Origin of the sequence: Sphingomonas sp. ATCC 31555 (assembly GCF_000282895.1) — a bacterium.
Lineage (GTDB): Bacteria > Pseudomonadota > Alphaproteobacteria > Sphingomonadales > Sphingomonadaceae > Sphingomonas.
The window spans coordinates 63442-87435 of sequence record NZ_ALBQ01000042.1; the positions used below are offsets into that span (position 1 = coordinate 63442).

At 64.7% G+C, this 23994-nt stretch carries 18 protein-coding genes; 4 read left to right on the top strand and 14 right to left on the bottom strand.

Annotated features, from left to right (window positions below):
* Positions 1 to 105 precede the first annotated feature (105 nt).
* From B215_RS21685 to B215_RS0115750, 13 genes are all read right to left on the bottom strand, one after another.
* Entirely contained in the window at positions 106 to 1446 is a 1341-nt protein-coding gene (locus tag B215_RS21685) for an efflux RND transporter permease subunit (RefSeq protein WP_201785390.1), read from the bottom strand.
* Between the two features lie 266 nt (positions 1447 to 1712).
* Positions 1713 to 1877, bottom strand: a complete 165-nt coding sequence (locus B215_RS21875) for an XRE family transcriptional regulator (protein ID WP_019370597.1) — start codon at positions 1875 to 1877, stop codon at positions 1713 to 1715.
* A 160-nt stretch (positions 1878 to 2037) separates the two neighbouring features.
* Positions 2038 to 3013, bottom strand: a protein-coding gene (locus B215_RS20985) for an IS630 family transposase (protein WP_152997812.1) whose coding sequence is annotated in 2 segments (ribosomal slippage) — positions 2038 to 2649 and positions 2651 to 3013 — 975 coding nt in all. Because the reading frame shifts where the segments join, the coding sequence is not laid out codon by codon here.
* Positions 3014 to 3322: 309 nt separating this feature from the next.
* Entirely contained in the window at positions 3323 to 3970 is a 648-nt protein-coding gene (locus tag B215_RS0115705) for a sigma-70 family RNA polymerase sigma factor (RefSeq protein ID WP_019370600.1), read from the bottom strand.
* 187 nt (positions 3971 to 4157) lie between these two features.
* Positions 4158 to 6149: a hybrid sensor histidine kinase/response regulator gene (locus tag B215_RS0115710; protein WP_019370601.1), complete on the bottom strand. Its 1992-nt coding sequence runs from the start codon at positions 6147 to 6149 to the stop codon at positions 4158 to 4160.
* A 37-nt stretch (positions 6150 to 6186) separates the two neighbouring features.
* Positions 6187 to 6807 (bottom strand): chemotaxis protein CheX, encoded by a 621-nt coding sequence (locus B215_RS0115715; protein ID WP_037513969.1) that lies wholly within the window; start codon positions 6805 to 6807, stop codon positions 6187 to 6189.
* Between the two features lie 14 nt (positions 6808 to 6821).
* Entirely contained in the window at positions 6822 to 7205 is a 384-nt protein-coding gene (locus B215_RS0115720; protein WP_019370603.1) for a response regulator, read from the bottom strand.
* Between the two features lie 78 nt (positions 7206 to 7283).
* Positions 7284 to 7520 (bottom strand): hypothetical protein, encoded by a 237-nt coding sequence (locus B215_RS20990; protein WP_082664454.1) that lies wholly within the window; start codon positions 7518 to 7520, stop codon positions 7284 to 7286.
* Positions 7517 to 9418 (bottom strand): chemotaxis protein CheA, encoded by a 1902-nt coding sequence (locus tag B215_RS0115730; RefSeq protein WP_019370605.1) that lies wholly within the window; start codon positions 9416 to 9418, stop codon positions 7517 to 7519. Before B215_RS0115730 ends, B215_RS20990 begins: the two co-directional genes overlap by 4 nt.
* Entirely contained in the window at positions 9418 to 10272 is an 855-nt protein-coding gene (locus B215_RS0115735; RefSeq protein ID WP_026009325.1) for a CheR family methyltransferase, read from the bottom strand. The genes B215_RS0115730 and B215_RS0115735 overlap by 1 nt, the downstream gene beginning before the upstream one ends.
* Positions 10269 to 11357: a chemotaxis-specific protein-glutamate methyltransferase CheB gene (gene cheB / locus B215_RS0115740; RefSeq protein ID WP_019370607.1), complete on the bottom strand. Its 1089-nt coding sequence runs from the start codon at positions 11355 to 11357 to the stop codon at positions 10269 to 10271. Before cheB ends, B215_RS0115735 begins: the two co-directional genes overlap by 4 nt.
* On the bottom strand, positions 11354 to 12736 hold the full coding sequence (locus B215_RS0115745; protein WP_019370608.1) for a chemotaxis protein CheW: 1383 nt from the start codon (positions 12734 to 12736) through the stop codon (positions 11354 to 11356). Before B215_RS0115745 ends, cheB begins: the two co-directional genes overlap by 4 nt.
* A gap of 5 nt (positions 12737 to 12741) precedes the next feature.
* Positions 12742 to 14673, bottom strand: a complete 1932-nt coding sequence (locus tag B215_RS0115750; RefSeq protein ID WP_026009326.1) for a methyl-accepting chemotaxis protein — start codon at positions 14671 to 14673, stop codon at positions 12742 to 12744.
* A gap of 673 nt (positions 14674 to 15346) precedes the next feature.
* Between B215_RS0115750 and B215_RS20700 the strand changes: the two genes are divergently transcribed.
* Positions 15347 to 16342 (top strand): ATP-grasp domain-containing protein, encoded by a 996-nt coding sequence (locus B215_RS20700; protein WP_019370611.1) that lies wholly within the window; start codon positions 15347 to 15349, stop codon positions 16340 to 16342.
* 13 nt (positions 16343 to 16355) lie between these two features.
* Here the strand turns inward: B215_RS20700 and B215_RS0115765 are convergent, their stop codons facing one another.
* On the bottom strand, positions 16356 to 20864 hold the full coding sequence (locus B215_RS0115765) for an AAA domain-containing protein (RefSeq protein ID WP_019370612.1): 4509 nt from the start codon (positions 20862 to 20864) through the stop codon (positions 16356 to 16358).
* 183 nt (positions 20865 to 21047) lie between these two features.
* Between B215_RS0115765 and B215_RS0115770 the strand changes: the two genes are divergently transcribed.
* Genes B215_RS0115770 through B215_RS20270 form a run of 3 tightly spaced genes read left to right on the top strand, consistent with a single transcriptional unit; the run spans position 21048 to position 23993 of the window.
* A complete protein-coding gene (locus B215_RS0115770; protein ID WP_026009327.1) occupies positions 21048 to 21629 on the top strand; it encodes a TerD family protein in 582 nt (193 codons plus the stop codon).
* A 45-nt stretch (positions 21630 to 21674) separates the two neighbouring features.
* The gene (locus B215_RS0115775; protein WP_019370614.1) at positions 21675 to 22847 is read left to right on the top strand and encodes a TerD family protein; all 1173 of its coding nucleotides are present in this window, start codon (positions 21675 to 21677) and stop codon (positions 22845 to 22847) included.
* A gap of 27 nt (positions 22848 to 22874) precedes the next feature.
* Positions 22875 to 23993, top strand: coding sequence for a DUF475 domain-containing protein (locus B215_RS20270; RefSeq protein ID WP_019370615.1), 1119 nt, complete (start codon positions 22875 to 22877; stop codon positions 23991 to 23993).
* Position 23994: the final 1 nt, after the last annotated feature.

Genomic DNA, 23994 nt, shown 5'->3' on the forward strand with positions numbered 1-23994 from the left:
GGCGCCCCGAGGTGAAAGCGCCGGGCACTCAGATCATTGGGAAATTCGCTATGAACTAACCCGAGGAGCCAGGTGAGCCGGCGCTTCCGATACAGACGCGTCCGTTCAGGTCCGTAGCGCGTAGAGCGCCGGCAGGAACACCAGCGTCAGGATCGTGCCGCCCAGGGTGCCGCCGATCAGCGTAACCGCCATCGAGCCCCAGAAGACTGACTGGATCAGCGGCATGAAGGCCAGCACCGCCGCCAGCGCGGTGAGGACCACCGGTCGTGACCGCTGCACCGTTGCTTCCACCACCGCGTCATAAGGGTTCATCCCCAGCTTCTCGTTGTCGTGGATCTGGCCGATCAAGATCAGCGTGTTGGGCATCAGGATGCCGGCAAGTGCGATCAGCCCCAAGATGGCGTTGAAGCCGAACGGCTGGCCGGTCACGAGCAGCGTGGGGACGACGCCGATAGGGCCCAGCGAGGCGGTGGCGAGTACGATCCCCATCGCGGACAGGCTGCGAACCTGCAGGATGATCACGATCATCATCAGGAAGATCATGATCGGGAAGATCGGCGCCAGCGCGCTGTTTGCCTTGGCGGCTGCGAGCGCTCGCCGACGATGTTGATCTTGTTGACGCCGGCCACATGGAGCAGCCGCTGACGCAGCGTCTCGGCCTCGCGCGCCAGGTAGCGCTGGGGCTCGCCTTTCGCCTGGAGCGCATAGAGCGCGAAGGTCACGTCGCCATATTCGTCGTTGACGAACGGACCAACTACGCCGCGCGGCAGCTTCGCCGTCTCGTTGGACATGCTCGTCGGTATCGAAGCGTACCATGCCCTTGCGCGTCGCGATCTCGACCGGGACGATCTGTTCCGCGAACCGTCCCTCGGTGATGGCGCGGGCGGCGCGGCGATGCCCCTCGGCGGCGAGCGCGTCCTGCGCCGCGCGGTCAATGCCGTTCCGCGCGGCGACGTTTTCTGCGGTGATGCCCATATGAAACCCGTCGATCGGATCGGCCAGCGTCTGGGTCAGCGCGTCGTGCATCGTCACCGGCCCCATCTTCTGGCCGAAGCGTGCGGCGTGCACGTGGTGCGGTGCCTGGCTCATGTTCTCCGCCCCGCCGGCGACCGCGAATGCGGCATCGCCGAGCAGGATCATCTGGCTTGCGGAAACGATCGCCTGCACCCCCGATCCGCAGAGCCGGTTGAGGGTGAGCGCAGGCGTTCCGACGAGGATACCTGCCGCCAGCGCGGCGACGCGCGCGAGATAGGCGTCTTGAGGTCTTGTGGGGATCACCTGGCCCATCACCACATGGTCGACCTCTGCAAGTGCGATTCCGGCGCGACGCACTGCTTCCGCGATCACGATCCTCCCGAGCTCCGCTGCGGGCACGTCCTTCAGCGTCCCGCCAAAGTCTCCGATAGCGGTGCGAACTCCGGACAAGATCACTACTGCATCGCGCATCCCGTACTCCGCTGATCCGTCGCCATGAATGTCCCCGAAACGGTGCGGCCTATCGGATGCGGGGGCAACCCGCCGAAAGAACAGGGAGGCAATCGGATCGGCGGTCTGCGGAAAACCGTTGGCGCACCCGGCATGAAAGCGTTGGGCACTCAAATCATTGGGAAATCCTGGTCGGGTTTGACCGCTGATGTCTGGAATGCGTTCATCCGGGCGCCTCGCAGCGCAGAAAAACCCTGAATGCGGACTTCGGAGATTGAGCGATCCGCTCAGACCAACTCCACCTTCAAGATCTTGCCCACGCTATGCGCTGCACGTGCGAGCGTTTCGAGCGTCACATTGTGCTCGTTGGGGTCGAGAACACGATCCAGCTGTTTGCGGCTGGTGCTCATGCGCTCGGCCATAGCTGCCTTGGTAAGGCGTTCTGCCTGCATCGCCTCGCGCAGCGCAAAGGGATGACCCGTTTCAGGGCGGCGGCGGTGACTTCTTCGCGGATCCCGTCCTCGTCCAGGAACCGGTCCAAGGTCTTGAATGCGCGGGGATCGCGAGGACCCCTAATTTCGTCCACTCTCAATTCTCCCTGCTAGAGCATTTTCACATTGACCGTTGATACCCGGCGGCGTGGAAGAAGTTGGCACATTCGTGGGGAGGGAAGCGATCAAGCAGGTCGCCGATGCGCTCGATAAGGGCATCGACGGTTCGGGCTGGCTGCTGGTGCAGGAGCGCCTTGAGCTTGGCGAAGGCCATCTCGATCGGGTTCATGTCGGGGCTGTACGGGGGCAGGTAGAAGAGTTGGGCGCGCCGGGCGGTGATCGCCTCGCGGATGCCGGCGACCTTGTGTGCGGGCAGATTGTCGAGCACCACGACATCGCCGCGTCGGAGCGTGGGTGCCAGGACGTCGCGGATATAGACCCGGAAGGCATCGCCATCCATCGGCCCATCGAGCCCCCAGGGCGCGGTCATGCCCGTCAGGCGCAGGCCGGCGATGAAGGTCATCGTCTTCCAGTGTCCGAACGGCACGCGATCGCGGCAACGTTCGCCGACCGGCGCCCAGCCATAGAGCCGCGCCATCTTGGTGTTTACCCCCGTCTCGTCGAGGAAGACGAGGCTCTCAGGGTCGATGAACGGCTGGGCTGCCCGCCACAGCTTGCGACGTGCCGCCACGTCGGACCGCTCCTGCTCGGCTGCGTGCAGGGCTTTCTTTAAACGACAGGCCGAGCCGCCGAACCGCGTTCCACATCGCGCCGGTGCTGAGCCCGATCCCGTGTTCGGCCAGCAGCCACGCTTTCGCCTGCGCCAGCGTGATCCCCGGCTGCGAGCGGATGTGCGCCGCCAGCGCCAGCTCCTGTATTGGGGAGAGCTTGCGCGGGGGACGGCCGCGGTTCGGGTTGATCCCGGCATCACCGGTCAGCCGCCGCCGGATCCGCGCCTTGTAGATGTAGGCAATACTGACCTTGAAGATCACTGCCGCCTCGCGGACCGGCATCCCGCCGTCCACCGCCGCCAGCACCCGATCACGCAAATCCTGCGAGTAGCTCTGCCCAGATCGCCAACCCGTTGCCGCCTTCATCGTGACGGCAGCCTATGAATCACACGATCAGCGAAAAGGGAATCCCTCGCGATTCCGCCCATCGCGAACCCGCTCTAGCGTCAGAAGCCGACATGCGGCGATCGCCTAACCAACAAGCTCCTTAACATTCAAGCTTATCCGCTGGGGATTTTTTGGATTCCCTGGAAAGACCTAGCGTCATCCTACCGGACGGACCGGTGCTGCCGCTAGCCGGATCGAAGCGATGAAGACGACGCGGTTCCAGCCTTTGCCAAGCGCTGGGAGCACGCCTTCCCCTCGGGAACGTGGAGACCGTGCGGAACCGTCCGGTCAGGCCGCGATCGGAAGCGCTGCCGCTTCCGCTTGGCCTACCTTGCGAGCATGGCGTGCCTGAATGGCATTCAGCGCCTTGAGAAGGCTGGTTACCGCACCCTCCGTGCTATCGAAGTCATGGCGCTTGGTTTTGAGGGCGCCTTCATTGATGAGCGTCTCCAGTGCAAGCCGCGCCCGCGAAACACGACTTTTGACCGTGCCCAGCATCACGCCGGTAACCTCGGCGACTTCCTCATAGGACATGCCTGCCGCGGCAACCAAGATGATCGCCTCGCGCTGGTCAGGGGATATCTGCTGGAGCGCCCGCATCAGGTCGCGAAGCTCCACCGTCTTGTCCTGACTGGCCGGCGCGGCCAGGACGCGATCCGCGACGAGGTCGTTCCACTCCCCCACGAAACGCTTGCGACGCGTCTGGCTGAAATAGAGGTTCCGCAAAATGGTGAACGCCCACGCCTTGAAGTTCGTCCCCGCCTGAAACCGGCTACGCGCGGACCATGCCTTGAGCATGGTCTCCTGGACGAGATCGTCCGTCGTATCGCGGTTGCCGCATAGCCCCCGCCCGAAGGCGCGGAGGTGCGGTATGACCTTCTGCAGCTGGTCCTTGAATTCTTCATCGGTGAGCGGCGTAGTGCTCGAACCGTTCATATTAGCCTTTTGCATGGTTTTCCCGCCCTGTGTCCTGTTCCTCGCAAAAACGTTTCGGAAAAGAAACCGTTCCACGGCTTTCCCGTTCTCGCGCTAGTTCACGTCACTACCGTGGTGCCGGAACCGGCCAGGCCCAGCGGTTGCCGCGATTACCGGGTGATGTCGCGAGGCCGAAAATCGGAACCGTTCACGGCTCGATGCGCTGGACCAATACGACAGCGTTGGGCTTCCTCGCTTCCTGTTCAAGCGCGTGCGTTCGCTGATCGAGCAGTTCGCGCACCTTGGTTGCGAGCCCGGCATAGGTGAAGGGCTTGGCGATCAGATCCACCGTCGGCGCCAGCCGACCGTCGCTCATCATGAAGTCGCTAGGGTACCCCGACGCGAACAGCACGCGAAGGCCCGGGCGGAGACTATGGGCCCGGTCCGCGAGCTCGCGACCGGACATCTTGGGCATGACGACGTCCGTCAGCAGCATCGAGATCGCCAGGTCGTCGCGTCCCAGCAGGTTTATAGCATCTGCTCCGTCGTCGGCCTCGATCACGCGGTAGCCGAGCTCGCGCAGGATGCCGGCCGTGTAGGCCCGCACGTCGTCGTCGTCCTCGACGACCAGGATAGTCTCGTCGGCGCTGCCCGTCTCAGGAGCCGCGTCGTCGCTCTTCGTCTCGATCGAAGCCCCTTGCGCCTGGCGCGCGAGATACAGGCAGACGGTCGTGCCTTGCCCCTCCACCGAGGCGATCGAGATGTGCCCGCCTGACTGCTTGACGAAGCCATATACCATCGAGAGCCCGAGGCCGGTGCCCTTGCCTACCTCCTTGGTGGTGAAGAACGGGTCGAAGACCTTGGCCATCGTCTCAGGCGACATGCCGGTGCCGGTGTCTGCGACGGAAATAGCCACGTAAGATCCGGGCGGGCAATCGTCCGAAAGCTGCTCCCGCAGTTCGATGTTCTCTGCCTTGATGGTGAGATCGCCGCCCGCCGGCATGGCATCACGGGCATTCACCGCCAGGTTGAGGATGACGTTTTCGAGCTGGTGCGGGTCCACCTCGACCGCCCAGAGGCCAGGTTCCGCGACGATCCGAACAGCGATCGCCTCGGAAATCGAGCGCGAGAGCAGATCGGTCATACCGTCCAATACACGCGCGACATCGATGGTCTTTGGCTCCAGCGGCTGTCGCCGGGAAAAGGCGAGAAGGCGCTGCGTCAGTGCGGCTGCGCGCTCGGCTCCCTTCAGCGCATGCTCCAGCGAGCGGCGAATGCGCGGGTCTGCGGCGTCCCCCATGCGCCGAAGCGCTGTGTCGACATTGCCGATGATGACGGTGAGCAGATTGTTGAAGTCGTGCGCGATACCCCCGGTCAGCTGGCCGACCGCTTCCATTTTCTGCGCTTGGCGCAGCGCATCTTCGGTCTGCCGGTGCTCGGCCACTTCCTGCTGGACGCGCATCTCCAGCGTTTCCGCGAGCTCGCGCAGGCGGGCTTCCTGATCTTTGGCGTCCGTCACGTCATAGATGACACCGATCAAACGGTAGCCCGACCCTTCGCGCAGCACTTCGCCGCGACGTGCAATCCAGCGATACCTGCCGTCATCGCGGCGAACGACGCAAAACACGCCTTCGAGCGTATCCGGGATCATGCCGCTTCCCGGCTGAGGAAGCAGCGGCGGCTCGCCGGCGGCGAGCACATTGTTGATGGTCTTGACCGGGAGCGCGGTCGCAGGCTGCAGGCCCAGCAACTGGCAGAACTCGGCTGAGACCGCTGCCGTGGCGAAACCGTCGATATATTCGAATGTTCCGACTCCGCCCGCAGACTGGGCGATGCGCAGCCGCTCCTCGGTGCGTTTCCGCTCGGTGACATCAATGAAAAGACCGGTAAAGCGGAGCGGTTCGTCGTCCGCATCGAGATGCAACTGGCCGCGCCCGTGCATCCACAAGGTCGATCCATCCGGCGCGATGATCCGGAATTCCTTGGAGAAGTGCTCTGCACCGGCCAGGATGCCGGCAATGGCGATACGAATGCGCGGTCGATCGGCGCTGTGAATGGCCTTGAAGAAGGTGGACGTCGGGAGCGCCGACACTGCAGCTTCCGCTTCCAGCCCGTATAGTTCCGCGAACGCTGCATCGACGCGCAGCGTGTCGGAAGCGATATCCCAATCCCAGCTACCGCTGGCGCCGACCGCAGCCATGAAGGCGCGATCTTGTCCGCCAGCGTAGAATGGCGATTCAGGCATCATTGCCGACAACTCTTTCGATGAACTCGTCAAGAAGCTCCTTGATCGTTTCAAGCGACGGTAGATCCATGATCATGGCGATGTAGCCGCGAATGTCGCGCTTCCGCACAGCAAAATCGATATAGAGAAAAAGCACCAGACCGTCCGTGGCACCGTCGCCCTCCACATCGAACAGCGTCGCGCTGTCGCCCCGGAGAACCTCCGGGATCGTCATTGTCAGCGATCGCTTCAGCATGTTGGCTATGGTGGCGAGACAGGAATTGAGGATGACGTTGCCCGTTTCGGTCAGGGCCTCGGTCTCCATTTCCATCAGATCTGTACCGGTGAGCGTGTCGCCTGTCACCGCGCGCGCAAGCTCGAGGCTGTTGCCTTCCGGGAAGATTAACAGGGCCCTTCCCGCGAAGGGGCCACTGAAATCCTGGCGTACTGCTACGAGGCCGGAATCCTCGCGTTCTCCGATGAGCCGCGCCGCACGGTGCTGGCTAACCACATCGATCGAGGGCACCGACAGGCTGACCTGATCGCCGATCATTTTACGAAGGCTCGACGCTGCTCGGCTCACGCCGATGTTCACGATCTCGGTAAGCGCGTCCCGCTCGAGCTCTCCGAGCATCACATTGTCGAGAGTCACGCCTTGGCCATCCGCAACCGTAGCGCTGCACCTGAAAGAAACGCTTCGATACTCTCGACCGTCACCGGCTTGGCGACGAAGGCGGCGCCCACTTCCCGGGCTCGCGCGATGATCTCATCCTGGATATTTGCCGTGATGATCGCCAGGGGCATCTCCGGCCGTCGCGCACGAATTGCCGAGGCGAGTTCCAGGCCGTCCATTTCCGGCATGTTGAAGTCGATGAGCGCCACATCAATGGGTTGCTCGTCGATCACCCGCAGCGCCTCGTCGCTACCGCTCGCCTCAACCTTCTGCCAGTCAGGTTTGATCTCCGCCAACGCTTTCCCCGCGACAATGCGCGCTAGCTTGCTGTCGTCGACAATCAACACGGTAACCGGCATGCAAAACTCCGAAATTCGGGCCGACATGCCCCCGCGCAGCCGTTCCCGAAATAACCATACCACCCCGGGGGAGGATTGTCATAGAAGCAGATCAATCAGGTGGCGGGCAACGAAGCCGTCCCGTGGCGGCGCAGCGCGAACCTCAGGCTTTGCAGCCAGTAGAATCTGGAATACTGCCAGATGAAGCCGCTCCACCCTAGCCATGTCGACATGTCCTTTGGGGCACTCCTGCAGATAGACCAGAAGCGTATCGGCGTCCTCGGCAAGGCATCGGCCTTCTAGGTAGATCACATCCCCGGCGAGTCGAACGGTCACGCCGCGAGTTCCCTCAGATCCAAGACGAGCAGGACGCCGCCATCCCCCAACAGGGTGGTTCCGCTGATGCCGCGCACCCCGGCGAGAAGGCCGCTAGGCGCCCGCACGGCGGCCTCCATGCGATCGCCAAAGCCATCCACGCGCAGCGCGACGGTTTCACCGGAAGCGCGCGTGACGAGCAGCCTTGCGACGGACGTCCGAACCTCGTGACCGTCCAGCAATCGCGCCAGGCTCAGCACCGGCACCGTCTGCCCGCGCAGGACGCAGGCCGTGCCCTCACCAACGGGCATCAACGCGGTCTCGTCGAGCCGCACGGTTTCCACGACCTGGTCGAACGGCACGCCATAGCGCTCGCCGGCGGCCTCGACGAGGAGGAGCTGCGTCGTGAGCGCATTGGCCGGAAAGCGAAGCCGGAAGCGGGTGCCTTGGCCCAGGGTGCTATCGACCGTGATCGTCCCGCGAAGCTTCTCGACCGCTGCCCGAACGGCATCCATGCCGACGCCGCGGCCCGAGACTTCGGTAACCTGCCCGGCCGTGGAGAAGCCGGGGGCGAAGATCAGGCGAAGTGCTTCCGCATCCTCCAGCCGCTCGGCCGCCTCGGGTTCGAGCAACCCGCGCGTTGTGGCAACCTCGCGGATTCTGGCAGGATCGATGCCGGCGCCGTCATCGACTAGCTCGATCAGTACCGCGTCTCCCTCGCGCGCCGCCGCAAGGGTGATGTTTCCCTCCGGCGCCTTGCCCGCAGCGCTTCGGTCCGAAGCCAATTCGATGCCATGGTCCACGGCGTTCCGGAGCAGGTGCAGGAGCGGCTCGTACAGACCTTCCGCGATCTGCTTGTCGACCTCCAGCGTTTCGCCCTTGGTGGCGAAGGTCACGGATTTGCTCAGCCCCGCGGCGATCTCCCGAACCATGCGGGGGAAGCGGCGGAATACCGGCGCCAGCGGCACCAGACGAATGGAATGGACACCGCGCCGCAGTTCGGCCGCCGCCCGCTCTACGGCGCCCTGTGTCGTGCGTAGCTTCGCGGCGAGTTGCGGATCGAACTGCTCCGCTTCCCGGGAAAGCGGCGCGAGGGCGTGGACGGCGGCGAGCAGTTCGGCGACGCCGTCCGCCAGCGCGTCGACCCGGGCCGCATCGACCCGGATGATCGACGTCGCCCCTGCCTCGCGTGCCTGGGCGGTCTTGGCTTCGGGTGCGACGGGATGCAACTCGACCTGATCCCGCACGAGACGGAAGGCCCCCTGGAGCGCCTCGATGGGCGCGCCGCTCACGCCTTCCAGGATGGAGATGCACCGGAATGGATCGAGCGCGTCGAGGCTCGGCCAGGTCTCCGCTGCAGGCCGGACATGCAACCAGAGAAGGTCGGGTATCGCGGCGGCGACCGCCAGCGGATCGTCGCCGCGGAAGAAACAGTCCGCATCGGGCGTGTAGCGAAACGCAGTTGCCGGGCCGTTGGCGTGTGCGGCTAGCTGCCTTGCCCATTCCGGCGTCTGCCCGGCAACGGCGGACGGCCCGGGACGCACGTGCCCGGGCAAATCGCCGATGAGCTTCGCCGCGCGGGTCGCCGCCTCGTCCGACAAGGCGCCGGCGGCTTCGAGCTCGTCGATCCAGCGGTCCACCGCGTCGAGACAGGCGACCAGCGCGGCGCTCGCCTTGGCGTCGATTGCCGCGCCTTCCTCGCGGGCGCGTTCCAACACATCTTCGGCGGCATGGAGCGTGCGTTCGGCAGCCGCCATGGGGAAGATCGCGACCGAGCCCTTGAGCGTGTGGATCGCGCGAAAGGCCGCGTCGATCGCTGCCGCGTCTTCGGGATCGTGTGCCAGCGAAGCCAGGGCAGCCGTCGCGGCAGCCATCAGATCGCGTCCTTCGATCAGGAAATGTTCCAGCAACTCGTCCATCACGGCCTACGATAGACGATTGCGTTCTCAAGGCGAGCCATGGCGAAACGATCGGTGATGCGCGCCATCGACTCGCTGTGCCCCAAGCAGACGAAGCCACCGGGGTTGAGGCTCTCGAACATGTTCGCAGCCGCGACGGAACGGGAATCATCGTCGAAATAGATCAGCAAGTTACGGCACAGGATCACGTCGAACCGCCCGAGCCCGGTCAGCGTCGCCCGGTCGACGATATTGGCCGGAACAAAGCGCACGGACTCGCGAAGGTCGTCGATGATCTTCCTGCGATGGCCATGCTCCGCCTCGAAGTAACGATCGACGACGTCCTGGGGGAGCCGGGCCAGTGCCCGGGTGCCATAGCGCCCGGCGCGCGCGAGCTCGATCGCGGCGGTGTCGAGATCCGATCCCACGATCTCGATATTGTAAGCGTCGACGAGTGGCCAGTGTTCAAGCAGCCAGATCGCGATCGAATAAGCCTCCTCGCCGGTCGAGCAGGGCATCGACCAGATGCGGATCAGATCGCCCGGGCGACGCTCCCTGACCAGTTCGGGCAGGATCTCGCGAGCCAGCGCAGCAAGCTGATGGTCCTCCCGGTAGAAATAGGTTTCGTTGATCGTGAAGGCGTTGATCAACGCTTCCCGTTCCGGCCCGTTCGTCTCCGCGAACCCGAGATAGGCCTGCACGTCCTCGATCCCGGCGCGGACCATCCGCGCGCCGATGCGGCGTTCGATATAATAGCGCTTGTTGGCGCCGAAGATCATGCCCGTCCAACGATATAGAAGCGCGCTGACCCGCTGCATCTCGTCGCTTGTCAGTACCGGCAACGGAGCGCTGGCAGTCGGATCACGCCTGCTCATCGCGCGAACAACGCAACCAGTTCAGCGGCCAGGCACTCGAGCGGCGCAACGATGGAGGCGCCTTCGGCCGCAACGAGCGCTCCCGGCATACCCCAGACGACGGCGGTATCGCTGGACTCGGCAAGCGTGGTACCGCCGCGCGTCTTCAGTTCCGTCAGGGCGGCAGCCCCGTCATTTCCCATGCCGGTCATCAGCACGCCAACTAGTTGATCCGGCGGAAGATGCGCCATAGCACTTTGGACCATGCGATCGACGCTGGGATGCCAGAAATGGTCGGCACTGCTGGGCGCGGCAGCCGCCGCAAGGCTGCCCGCGCGACGGGTGACGATCAGGTCCGCGTCGCCGCGACCGATATAGACGTTTCCCGGTTCGAGCGCGGTCGATCTCGCGACTTCGGTGACGGTGAGCGCACACATCTTGTCCAGCCGCCGGGCAAGAGGACCGGTAAAGGTCGCGGGCATGTGCTGGGCGACGAGTACGGGCCATGGGAAATCGGCCGGCAGGCCGCCGAGCAAGGCGTCCAGCGCGGGGGGGCCTCCGGTCGAGCAACCGACCAGCACGAGACCGTCGGCGGGTATTGGACCAGCGGCGGCGCTCCTGCGGACCACCTTTGGTCCCGGCGATGCAACCGTGCGGGGTTTGGCACGCGTCCTCGCTTGCACACGCTCGCGCAGCCGGGTTGCGCGCGAAATGCGGACGGCAGCCGCGGTGCGGACTTTCTCCAGCAGCGCGGGAACGACGGTATCGATCTCGAGCGAAAGCGCTCCCCGCGGCTTGGCGATGAAATCGACCGCACCCAGTTCGATGGCCTGCAGCGTCACATCCGCCCCCGCGGCGGTCAGCGACGAGACCATCACCACCGGGCAGGGCCGCTCGATCATGATGCGATCGAGGCAGGCCAGCCCATCCATGCCCGGCATGTGGATGTCGAGCGTGATCACGTCGGGCGCAAATGCGGCAAGGCGCTGCAGCGCTTCGGCCCCGCTGCGTGCGACCTCGACCTCGAAGTCGCCGGCGTCCGTGAAAATGTCGACGAGAAGACGGCGCATGAGCGGCGAGTCGTCGACGATCAGCAGCTTTATCACGATGCGCCGGCCATGCCTCGCAACAGGTCCTGTTCGGCACCGTCGAGCAGTTCGCGCGGCGACACGATCAGCGCGATTTCCTCGCCCTGGGATAGAGCCGCGACCCATTCGAAGATGCGCGTCCCTTCGGTGCCGAGTTCGGGCGCCGGCTGGAGCGCATCCGATGCGATGCGGACGATCTCGGACGCAGCATCGACGGCGAAGCCAGCGCGAACGTCGCCGATGCGGACGATGATGACGCGTCGCCGCAGTCCCGGGCGGGCCACTTCGCCAAAGCGCTCCGCCTGATCGATCACCGGTACCGCCGCGCCGCGAAGGTTCATCACCCCCTTCACGAAGGAAGGCGCCTTCGGAAGCCGGGCGAGCTTGCCCGAAAGCGCCACGACCTCTTCCACCGCGTCGATCGGCACCCCAAAGACGCCTTCGCCGATCCGAAACAGCAGGAACTGCGCACTGGTCGTATCCATCGCCGCCTCGCCGCCATCGCATTCCATGCTACCCTGCGTCAGACGTGCCGTGATGTCGGGGCGGAGCAAATGCTCGGCCGCCAGCACCGACACCAGCCTGCGTCCGTCATCGAGACGGCAGATCGCCTGTATGCGTGCCTCGGCGTTGCCGCGGGTCAGCACCTGGGGCACCGGATCGATTGCCGTCTCCGGCACGCGCTCGATACCGCGCACCGCGTCCACGAGCAGACCCACGCGGCTCCCGCCGATCCGCGCCACCACGATGCGGGAACGTGCTTCGGGGTCGACAGCCGGCATCGCGAGAAGCGCGCCGAGCGACAACACGGGCAACAGTTCGCCGCGAACGGCCGTGCTGCCGACCACTACTTTTTCCGCATGGGGCATGCGGGCGACCTCGGGTGGCACGCGCAACACTTCGTCGATCGTATCGAGCGGCAGGGCGAATTCCTGACCGGCGAGCCTGAAAACGACCAACGCCACCGTGTCGGCCGGCGTGACACCTGTTCCCTGCTGGTCCTCCACCTCCATACGCGGCGCCCGCCTTGCGTCTCGTGGCGGGGTGCTGGCGGCGATCAGCGCAGCGGCGTCCAGTGGCGTCACATCGGCGGCGTCTTCCGCTTGCGTCAACTGGTCCGCGCGATCGACGGCGAGGGCAAACAGATCGCCGTCTTCTACGACAATCAAACGCTGCTCGCTCCCGCGCGGCCGCTCGATCATCTCGGCCAGCGAGAGCACCGGCACGACCTTGCCCCGGATGTTGGCCAGCCCCAGCAACGCTGACGGACCATGGGGCACGCGCGTCAGCCTCGGCAAACGCGTGACTTCACGTATGATTGCCGCCGGAAGCGAGCGCCGTTGCCCGCCGACGCGCAGCAGCAGGACGTTCTCGGGCGCTTCGGCGGTCCCCGCCATGATCGTCAGTCGGCCTTCTGACTGAGCGCGGCAGCTATCTGGGCGATTTCTTCGATGGCCGCTGCGAGTGTCTCGGCTCCCTGCGCCTGCTGCCGTGCCGCGGCACCCGCCTCGCCCGCCGCAGCATTCGCCAGTTCCGCCGCGTCGGCGATCTGACGCGTGCCACTGCGAATCTCGCGCACGGATCGAAGCACTTCATCGGCCGCAGCAAGCACCGCGTCGTTGACGCCGCCGACAAGCAACAATTCATCCGCGACCGATCGGAATCGATCCACCACGCCCCGGTTGCGGACGATCTCGACCTCCGCAGCGCCGACGACCTGCTCCAAATCCCGGCGGGCCATGGCGACCTGATCCTGGATGGTGCGCACGATGTCCGTGGCGCGCTCGGCATTGCCGGCGGAGTCGCGCGCGAGTTTGCGAATATCACTCGCCACCGTTGCGAAGCCGCGCCCCGCTTCGCCGGCGCGTGTCGCCTCCACCGCACCGCTGACGGCGAGCATGTTGGTCTGAACCGAAATCAGGCCGAGCTGCCCGACAATCTTCTCGATGTCGCGCGCAGTGCCGCGCAGCGCGGAAAGGGCATCCATCACGCCGCGAACTTCCGAAAGACCGTCTTCGACCCCGGCCACCAGGCGGCGGATCGTATCGCCATTCTCCTGGACACCCGCCACGATGCCTGCGATCCGTTCGGCTGCCGCCGAGGCGCCGGCGCGCAGCACCTCCGCCGATTTCTCGATCTGGCCCATGGCGGTATCAGCCTCCATGGTCGATGCAGCCTGGATCTGTGTGCCACGCGCGATCTGTTCGAGCGCGACCTGTATCTCGCCGGACGCGCCCGACAGTTCCTGCACGGTCGCGCTCAGTTCTTCGGCAGCAGCCGCCACCTGATCGACGGCGGCTGCGTCACTCCCATTGGTCTGCAGCGCCTGCACCAGGCCGCCAAGGGCGTCTGCCGTCTGCTGGCTTTGCTCGAGGGAGGCGCTCTGCTGCTCGAGCGCCTGCTGCGCCTGCGCGGTTGCCGCAGACTGTTCCTCGGCTGCGCTCGCGATCTGCTCGGCGCCGCGTTCCGCCTCGCGGGCTGCGCTCTCTGCCTCCATGGACGCCTGAACGATTTCCTGCGTTGTCGCGCGCACGCCCGCCAACGCGTCGCGTGCCTCGCGCAGGCGCGACACGACGTCGCGTCCGGCAGCGGCCTCTCCGGTTGCAAGGCGGGAAGCGGCACGCATCCGCTCGGCGATGTCCGTCACCGCGACGGCAACGCCTTCGGCCAATCGCTGGACATCCCCCGCACCCGTCTCCGAGGTCTCCGCGAGCGCACGCACTTCATCGGCGACGACAGCGAACCCGCTGCCCGCTTCGCCTGCGCGCGCGGCCTCGATCGTCGCGTTGAGCGCGAGAAGGCTTGTCTGATCGGAAAGATCGGCCACGCCGACGCCGATGTCAGCGATCTCTCCCGCGACCTTTTCCAACGCGATGACTGCATCGACGGTGGCCAATTGACGCTGCGCATTCAACTCGATCGCCGCGACCGAAGCTTCGATCTGGCCGCCAACATCCGAGAAGGCGGCCTGCACCGCCTCGATCTTGTGCCGCGCCGCATCGGCCCGCCCGCTGGCGTCCCGGAAACTGGTGTTGAGGGAGGTGATCAGCCCAAGCGACTCATGCGCCGCACCCGCCGCTTCTTCCGCACTGCTCGCAATGTGATCCGCGGAGCGCTGTAGCTCACTGGCCGCGGCGGCGGCCTCGGCGATCCCGCTCGCAAGCTCCTGAACCGCCTGGTCCATACCGTCGACCGCATTGGCCGGGCGTCGCGATTTGCGTCCCGCACGCGCGCGAGGAGGCGTCGGCGGTGAAGAGGGTTGGGGTGCCTCGGCCAGCTGTTTGGCACGGTCCTGCGCGCGGGCACCTAACGTCGATTTCTTCACCAGCGCCATGGGACCTCCGAGCCGAATACGTCCGGCGGCTATGCCTTTCCGAAAGGGGTTAAGCAACTTCTGGGGAATGTCCGTGAACCTCCGTTCCAGAGAGACCTCTTACAACGGTTCTGAGTAGCTAAGGTCGCTCGTGAGCTGTCAGGCCAGCCTATGGCGGGTTACGGCTGCAGCCGACGTGGCGTCGATCTCGGCGGAACGTCGCAGTCGCGGGCCGCCATTGTTCAGTGGTGATCGAACGGCAGCTTCCCGCCTTTCGCGGCCGGGAACCTGCCTTTCAGCGACCGGCCGAGAACGCGCCTTTCGTTCTCATCTTCCTCCCGTCGGGTGAATGCGGAAACGGCGGATTTCTGCGTCTTTGAGGAAATGGCGCACCCGAGGTGAAAGCGCTGGGCACTCAGCTCATTGGGAAATTCTGCTAGCCAGAGCTCCGTAGCGGCGGGGCAGTGCAATGTCGTAGCGTCAGCATGCTTGCTAGCGATGCCTAAATTCATCTGCATTCGAAGCGAAGTTGGTCTGGCGAGGGCTGGGTGATCGTACCGGCATCGTCTGCCTGGGAGCACCCATCTTACCGCCAATCTAATGGGACGTCGGGGAACCACGGCCTTCGAGCTCAGACGCCATCCGATCATCCGGTACGGGTTGACGACCTCTCCCCTAGCGATATCGCAAAACCATGAAGGTCTGGTTTAATCAATCGTTCTCGTTGCGCAACGTCGTGGCTCGCATTGTTCAGGAGCGCCCTGCCGTGCGTCTGGCGGTGAGCGCGATGGACGCCGACTCCCCGGTCAGAGATGTCGCGCCCGAATTCTGGAACGAGCCGGACGTTGCCGGAGACTATCCGCAATGGGTTCTCGACACAGCGATCGAGAAGCGGGTCGAAGCGCTGGTCGCGCAACGGGGACGGGCTGCGCTTGCCGGGATGGCCGATAGATTCCGTTCCAATGGGATTGCCCTACACGTCGCAGCGGATGCCCCGACGCTCGAAATGCTAGAGGACAAGGCAGCATTCACTGCATCGCTGGTCGGCGATCCGATGCTTTGCCCTACCATTCCGGTTCGTTCTGCAGCCATGTTCGATGCGGCAGTCGAAAGCCTCGCCGTCAATGGAGCCCTGGCTTGCGTCAAGCCAGCGATCGGCATCTACGGCGCTGGATATTGGACATTGAATGCGAAAGGATCCTTCGATCATCTGGCCGATCCGGATGCGCGCAGGATCACGCCTGAAGTATATGCGGCGATGCTGCGTCAGGCGCAGGCGACTGGCAAGCAGGTGTCGCTGCTGGTCATGGAACATCTGCCCGGCCTTGAAGCGTCGGTGGATATCGTCGCCGACCGGGCCAAGGTGATGCTTGCCGCCGTGCGAACCAAGCTCGATGCGAACCGGCAGCGCATTCAAACTCGTCATGAACTCATAGCGCATGCCGCCGGGCTTGTCGCGAGGTTCGGCCTGCACGGCGCGATCAACGTCCAGTACAAGCAGGATCGCCACGGTGCCTGGCGGATTCTGGAAATCAACACGCGCGCGGCCGGCGGCGCGTCCTATTGCGACGAGGTGGGCATCCCCTTCAGCACGACCTGGATCGATGTCGCCACGGGCGCGGCACAGCCCTTCGATGCCGAGATCGACGCGGAAATCGTTGCAGTGATCCGTGCAGAGCGCCGGCGCTGATCGCGGTTCCCAGTCAAAACGGGGCTGCCGGGACTAACCACGCATAGGGCACCGGTTCGCGTTGCGCCGGTACGCTCCGCCATCGGCGATGTTCCGTATAGCGACTGGGCGGCAGATCCTGTCCGATCTCGGGCAAGATGCCGCGCGCGGTGAGTACGGCGACCAGTTCGTCGATCACCGCCTGGCGTTCGCGGACGAAGCGCGAAGCGAAGCAGCGCCATATCGTCCAGCCCGCACGCTCCAGCATCCGCTGCCGCGCCATGTCGTCGGGCCATTGTTCGGGGCCGTGATAGCGATCTCCATCGCATTCGATGGCCAGCCGAGAATCGTTGCCGCCTTCCACCACCATGTCGATGCGCTTTGTGCCGACCGGCACCTGGGTATCGACGCGATACCCGCGTTCGATGAGCACATCGTACATTTCGCGCTCGAACGGAGATTCACATTTCGCGCGGCGATCCTCTGTCAGGCTGGACTCGCCGGCGAAGGGAGCGTGGAAATGCTCGATCAGGCTGCGGCGTAACTTGTCGCTCGCGCGCAGGTCCTCCAGCTCGACCGAACGGACCAACACCATGCGGTCCCGCGCGCGGGATGCCGCAACGTTGAAGCGCTGCTCGAAACCGAGGCCGGAGAGACCGGAGCTGCCGCGCTCAGCGACCAGCGACAAGAACATGATGTCACGTTCGTCGCCCTGGAACGCAGCAGGCTCCCCGACACGAATGTTGTGCCGCAGCATTATCTCTGCACCGAGCACCTGTTCGATTGCGGTCAAGATCGCAACGGCCTGTTCCTGACCGAGCAATGTGGTCACACCGATCGAGCGGCTCGCCATCGCGGGATCCTCGGCAATCCGCCCGATCGCATCGATGATGCAATCGACTTCGGGGGGATTGATCTTGCCCTTGCGATAGCCGTCCTCGACCAGAATATCGATCAGGGGCGGGTCAAGCCGTTCCGAGGCCGTGGGCAGGCGCAACGGCACCAACTGGTGGGCATAGAATTGTGCCTTCGAATATTCGATGATCGGGCCGACGCAGCGGAAATGCTCCTTGAGTAGGATTGCGCCACCCGCGAACACCACCGTGCCCAGATCGTAGAGCGATTTCTCTTCGCGAAGCGCCGCGCGGTAATCGGCAACCTGGCCGCCGAGATGGCGGTCCGCGAGCAGGTTCATCCGCGCTTCTTCGCGGAAACCGGCGTCGGGGCTGACCTGGCGGTCATCCCCGACGATCAAGACCTGTTTGGCACGGAGGAGCGCCGGCAAGGCGGCAACGGTCGATTGCGATGCTTCGTCGATCACCACCAGATCGAACAATCCGAGTTCGGCAGGGAGCGATTCCGACACGCGATAATGCGGCATGATCCAGCAGGGCAGCGCGTTCTTGGCACGATCGGCTGCCGCACGCGCATCTTGGCGATAGCGGCCGGCGCGAATGCCCGTGCCGCGCCCGATTTTGCGCATAGCCTGGGCATAGGCGGCGAGCGCGGATCGAACCTGGTCGCTGGCCTTCTCCGCCAGTCGGCACCATGTCCGCAGCTCAATCGATTCCTCATATGCGCGGCGTAGCTGATCTTCATTGTCGCTGCGCTCGCCGCTGAGCGCGGCCAGCCGGTCATGGCAGTCGATCCGCTGGAGCCAGGTTGCCAGCCGGCGCAGCGTCCACCGCGCGCGCCAGTCGCCAGGCGTGAGCGGATCTTCGACCCCCGTCACCGGCTCGCTGCGCAGGCGCTGTGCCCATTGCGGGGCGCCACTTTCCTCAATCAGCATGGTGACGTGCCGTATTTCGGCAAACTGTGGCGCGAGACGGCGAAGAATGGCGCCCTCGGCCAGTACCGCGGCCCAGCGTTGCGCGAGGCGTGTTTCATCGGCGGCGGGCTGACCCACCATCGTCGCCACGATGGCGCGCAGTTCTTCGCCTGCATCGCCCTGGATCTCGGCGATCATGGTCGTGAGCCGCTGGAGTTCGCTTTCCGCCGCCGCGAGCCGCTCGCGCCGCAGATGCCGGTCGAGCAATGCGGCGAGCCTGTCGCTGGCGTCGGGATCGCCTGCTATGCGCGTGCGCCAGCCGGGCAGGACCGTTCGGACCGATATCTGCAGTCGGCGTTCCCGGTCGGCAACGTCGCGCAACTGGGTGAGATGCCGAAGCTGCCGCCGCATCGCTTCGGCAATCCCGGCTCCGTCTCCGGCAACGGGATCGAGTCCCGCCTGTACGCTGGCATGGTTCCACGCCGCTTTCAGCCGCTGCGCTTGATCGAGCGTGGCAAGGTAGCGATTGACATCGGTCCAGTCAGCGGCATTTGCCGGAGCGTGTCCGGAAAGCCGGATCGCGGCGATCTGGCCTTTCAATTGCCGCGCGAAGAGCGACTGGAACAGCCCAAGATCGTCGCCCTGCGCGAGCTTGCCAATCGCTTCGCGCAGCGCAGGGTCGGTGGTGGCTCCCTCGGGCAGCACTACCGGTCGAACAAGGAAATGGCGGCTCTCCTCCGCTAGCGCCGCTATTTCCTCCTCCAACCCGACAAGCGCGACCAGCGTGGCATCGTCCTCGTCCATGCGCCAGCGCAGGAGCACCGCGGCCGTACACGCATAGGGGGCGCTATCGGCGGCAGCGTGCTCGCTGCGTATTCCATCCAGCTCGGCGCGCAGGGCGATCACAGTGTCGATCGTCGAACCGCCGGATAGCGCTTCGGCTTCGGCGATCGACTGGTCGATGCGATCGACTTCGACCAGATCGCGATGCAGCGCCAGCAGGGCCACGCTGTCGGGAAGCGCTTCGGGTGGCGGGGTGACACCCAAGGCGGCCAGCCGTTCGCCAGCGGCTTTTCGCGCCACGCGCAGCCGCGCGATGCAATCGTCGTCGAATTCGGGTTCGTGCGAGGCGATGATGTCGATCGCATCGGGCAGCCATGCGGAGAGCTCGCCCGCGGCGACGACGCGGCGGGCGGCCTCTGCGGGCGTGATGGAAACCCCGTCGATCGTGGCTGCAGTCATCGATCCCCGCCCGATGTCTTGCACCTGGCGATCGATCCCCGCGAGTCCGCGGTGTAGTGCTTCGATGCGTGCGTCGAGTGCAGCAATCTGTCTGCCGATCTCAGCAGGGCGGGTGCGATGCAGGCGATCGGCAATGATGTCTACCGACTCCTGAAATTGCTTGAGACCGTCGCGATCGCTCTCAAGCAGGCTGACCGCCAGCGGGCGCACCGCAGGGGGCAGTTTCTCGCGCAGCACCTTGAGCGGGGGGGCCTTTTGCGAGGTGACCAGCACGCGCTTTCCCTGGGCCAGATAATGGCTGACGATGTTGGCAATCGTGTGCGTCTTTCCGGTGCCCGGGGGGCCTTGGACTACTACGCCCGGTCGCGTCGCGAGGCGCTGGATCACCTCGACCTGCTCGCGATTGAACGGCTTGGGGAAAAACAGGTCTTCGCCTGACCCGTCCGAAGAGGTGATGCCGGGTATCGTCGATACGCCGCGATAGCTTGGATATTCTGCGGCGACGGTCACGTCTGCCGGCGGTTCGATCAGCACGCGCACCGCGGCGGGAATCGCGTCGATGTCGTCGACCTGTTCGATCACCGTACGAAAGCGGCGCAGGTCGTCCATCAGCTGTGTCGCGCGACGGGTGCGCTGGATCAGAACCCAACGATCGTCCACTTGCAGCGTATCACCGGCCGGTGGATGGCGTTCGCCCAAATCGGGCAAATAGTGGCCGTCGGGATCGAGTAGGGCTACCGCCCGGCGCAGTACCGGAGCAAAGCTCTCCGTATCGAACGGACTCAGCCCGTCGCCCTCCAGCCCATCGAGGTGGCGCTGCGTGCTTTTGCGCCATGCGTCGACCGAAGGCGCTTCAAGGGCATCGAGCGGATCGCTTTCGATGCTCACGGGCGATTCGCTGCGCGGACGCACCTCGATCGCATGGGTCTGATCGTTGATCGACAGCTCGACCGGCACCGCAAGCAGCGGATGGTGAAGCTTGGCGCCCCGATGCCCCCACCGGGCGATGCCGATGCCCCACGCCAATTCGATCGGCTGCTCGGCTCCCCCGTCGAGCAGTTGACGAAGCGAGAACAGGCCGTTGTACAGATCGATTGCGTAGCGCCGCGGCCGCTCCTCCAGCACCCAAGGCGACCAGATCTCGCGGACATAGCCGAGCAACTGGGCTTCGAGTCGCGCGCGATCCACCTGTTCGTCGAGCCGAAGCGTAGGATTGCCGCCTGGATCATCGTTCGGGATTTCGGACCGCAGGCGGGGCGCTGCCGTAACATCATCGGATAAGTCGATCCAGGCCCTCAGCACAGTATCAGCGGGCCTCGGCGGTGGCCGACGTACGAGCCGTTCGACGCTCAGCCAAAGAGAGTCATCGCCATCGCGGACATTTACCCGCACGCCCGGAAGCTTGATGATCTCGTCACCATGGCGCCGGAATCCGCGATAGTCGGCCATGTCGATGACGGTGGGCAGGCGATCTCGCTCTGCCGCTTCGATATAGTCGAGGAGCGACAGCAATCGGCCTATTTCGACCTTCATTTAGTGGAGAACCCCTGGGAAGTTGACGACGCCGATATCAGGCAAAAAGTCCGCCTTCGTCAAATCTCCGTTGCTGGAAAATCCGCAGCGAACCGAATGCCTTCATCGCTGTTGCGAGCGACATACGAATTGTAATAGTCCGTTGGCACTTGAAGGTAGCGCGATATCAGAGGGGGAATCTGCTTGGTAAGTCTGCAAAAGGGCCAGTCCGTTCGGCTGGAGAAGACCGGTGGCGGCGCATTGACGCGCGTGTCGATGGGCCTTGGATGGGACGTGCGCAAAACCAAGGGGCTGTTCGGCCTGCTTGGCGGCGGCGGGGGCGACATCGATCTGGACGCCTCCTGCCTGCTGTTCGACGACGGTGGCAATCTCCTCGACCAGGTCTGGTTCCGGCAGCTGGCCAGCAATGACGGCAGCATCGTGCACAGCGGCGACAACCGCACCGGTGCCGGTGACGGTGACGATGAGACGATCAATGTCGATCTGACCCGTCTTCCTGCGAATGTGCGGACCTTGGTGTTCACGGTGAACAGCTTCACCGGCGACAGCTTCGACCGAATCGAGAATGCGTATTGCCGCGTTGTCGATTCCACCAACGGCAAGGAACTCGCGCGCTACGATCTGACCGGTGCGGGCTCGCATACCGGGCAGGTCATGGCGAAACTGGTTCGCTCGGGCGATAGCTGGGAAATGAAGGCGCTGGGGGAGCGCACCTCCGGCCGCACGTTCCAGGAGATGATGGGTTCGATTCTCGCCGCGCTTTGATGGCGTGGCAAGGATCGTCCTCCGGCTAGATTGGCAGGATATTGCATGACCGATCTGCAACAGGGCGGCAACGCCCCTACACCCGGCGATGCGCTGACCATTGGTTTCGCTTGGAAGGTAGCGCCCGGGCGTGATGTCGACGCCGACGCCTCGGCGTATCTGCTGACGGCCTCCGGCAAGGTTCGCGACGATGCGGACATGGTCTTCTACAACCAGCCCGAAGGCGGCGCCGGCGGGATCCGCTTTGTGTCGGCCGGCGGTCGGGGGGCGTTCGAAGTCGATCTCGCGCGGATCCCGAGCGAGATCGAGAAGATCGTTTTCTGCGTCACCATTCACGAGGCGCAGGCCAAAAGCCAGACATTGGCGTTGCTCGACGGCGCGGAGATCACCGTGGCGCCTTCGGGCGGAGCGGCCGCGCTGCGGTTCGCGCCGGCGCTGGCGGGGGCGAGCGAAGCGGCGATGACGTTCGGCGAACTGTATCGCAGAAATGGCCAGTGGAAGTTTCGTGCGGTAGGCCAGGGCTTCAATGGCGGTCTCGCGCCCCTCGCGCGCGCGTTCGGGATCGACGTGGCGGAGGACGCTGCACCGGTCCCGCCGCCAGCGCCGCCGCCGCCGCCGCCGGTAAATTTAAGCAAGGTCACGCTGGAGAAGGCGGGCCAGACCGTCAGCCTGGAGAAGCGGGGAGCCAGTTTCGGCGAGATCATCATCAACCTGAACTGGTCGCGCGGCCGCAAGGGGTTCTTCGGCGGCGGCAGTGCGATCGATCTCGATCTGGGCTGCCTGTTCGAACTTGCCGACGGGCGCAAGGGCGTGGTTCAGGCGCTCGGCAAGGCGTTCGGTTCGTTCAACGATCTGCCCTATATCGCCTTGTCGGGCGACGACCGTACCGGGGACGTTTCGCAAGGCGAAACGCTGCGGGTCAACGGTGCGCAATGGGCACAGATTCGGCGCATCGCGGTGTTTGCCAACATCTATGACGGGGTGCCCAACTGGCAGCAGACCGATGGCGTCGTGCTGGTGACCATGCCCGACCAGCCGCCGATCGAAGTGCGGATGACCGAGGGGCGCGACGATCGGCGACTGTGCGGCATCGTGCTGATCGAAAATGACGCCGGGCGCGTGAAGGTGACGCGGATCGTGGATTATGTGCGGGACCAGCAGGTCCTCGACGAGAAGCTGGGCTGGGGCTTGCGCTGGGTCGCGGGCCGCAAGGATTAAGTCGCTCGCGGCACAAGGGGGAAGAAATTGTTCAAATATTATAAGTGGTCGTTGCTGTTCACGGCATTGTGCCTCGCGCTAGGTACCTGGCTGGGCTGGACGATCACGCACGATGTGGCGGCAACGCTGGGCATCGTGTGGATCGTGCTGGTACTCGGCGTTCTCGAAATATCGCTGTCGTTCGACAATGCCGTCGTCAACGCCACCGTATTGCGCGACATGGATCCGGTCTGGCGTCGCCGCTTCCTCACCTGGGGCATCGTGATTGCCGTATTCGGCATGCGGATCCTGTTCCCGCTGGCGATCGTCGCGATCGCCGCCAAGCTGGGGCCGATCGACGCGGTCAAGCTCGCCGCGACCGATCCGGTGACCTATGAGCGGATCATTACCGGCGCCCATGTCGGCATCTCGGGCTTTGGCGGGGCGTTTCTGGCGATGGTCGGGCTCACCTTCTTCCTCGACGAGGACAAGGACAGCCACTGGATCGGCCCGATCGAGCGCCCCTTTGCCAGCCTTTCGCGCGTCTCGGGCCTTGCGCTCGGCGTGGTACTGCTCGCGCTCTACGGCATTTCGCGCATGATCGCGCCCGAGGATGCGATGACCTTCATCGTCTCGGGCATTTTCGGTCTACTTGCATATATCGGCGTGCAGGCGATCGGCGCGTTGCTGGAACGCGAGGAGGAAGAGGACGTCGTCGGTTCCGGCAATGGCGCCGCAGTCGCCGTCGTGAAGTCTGGGCTCGCCAGCTTCCTCTATCTTGAGGTGCTGGACGCCTCCTTCTCCTTCGACGGCGTGATCGGCGCCTTCGCCTTGTCGAACAATCTGTTCATCATCGCGCTCGGCCTTGGCATCGGTGCGATGTTCGTGCGCTCGATGACGGTGATGCTGGTCGATCGCGGCACCCTCACCGAATATCGCTATCTCGAACACGGGGCATTCTACGCAATCCTCGCGCTCGCAACGATCATGCTGCTGTCGGTCCGATTCGAAATCCCCGAGACGGTGACTGGGCTGATCGGCGCGGGGTTCATCGGCATCGCCTTTGCCGCCTCGCTGCGCAGCAACCGCGCCGAGGCCACCGCTGCCGTGCCGCTGGAAGACGCGGACCCGGTCGGCCCCACCGGCGAGCACCTCAATCGACACTAAT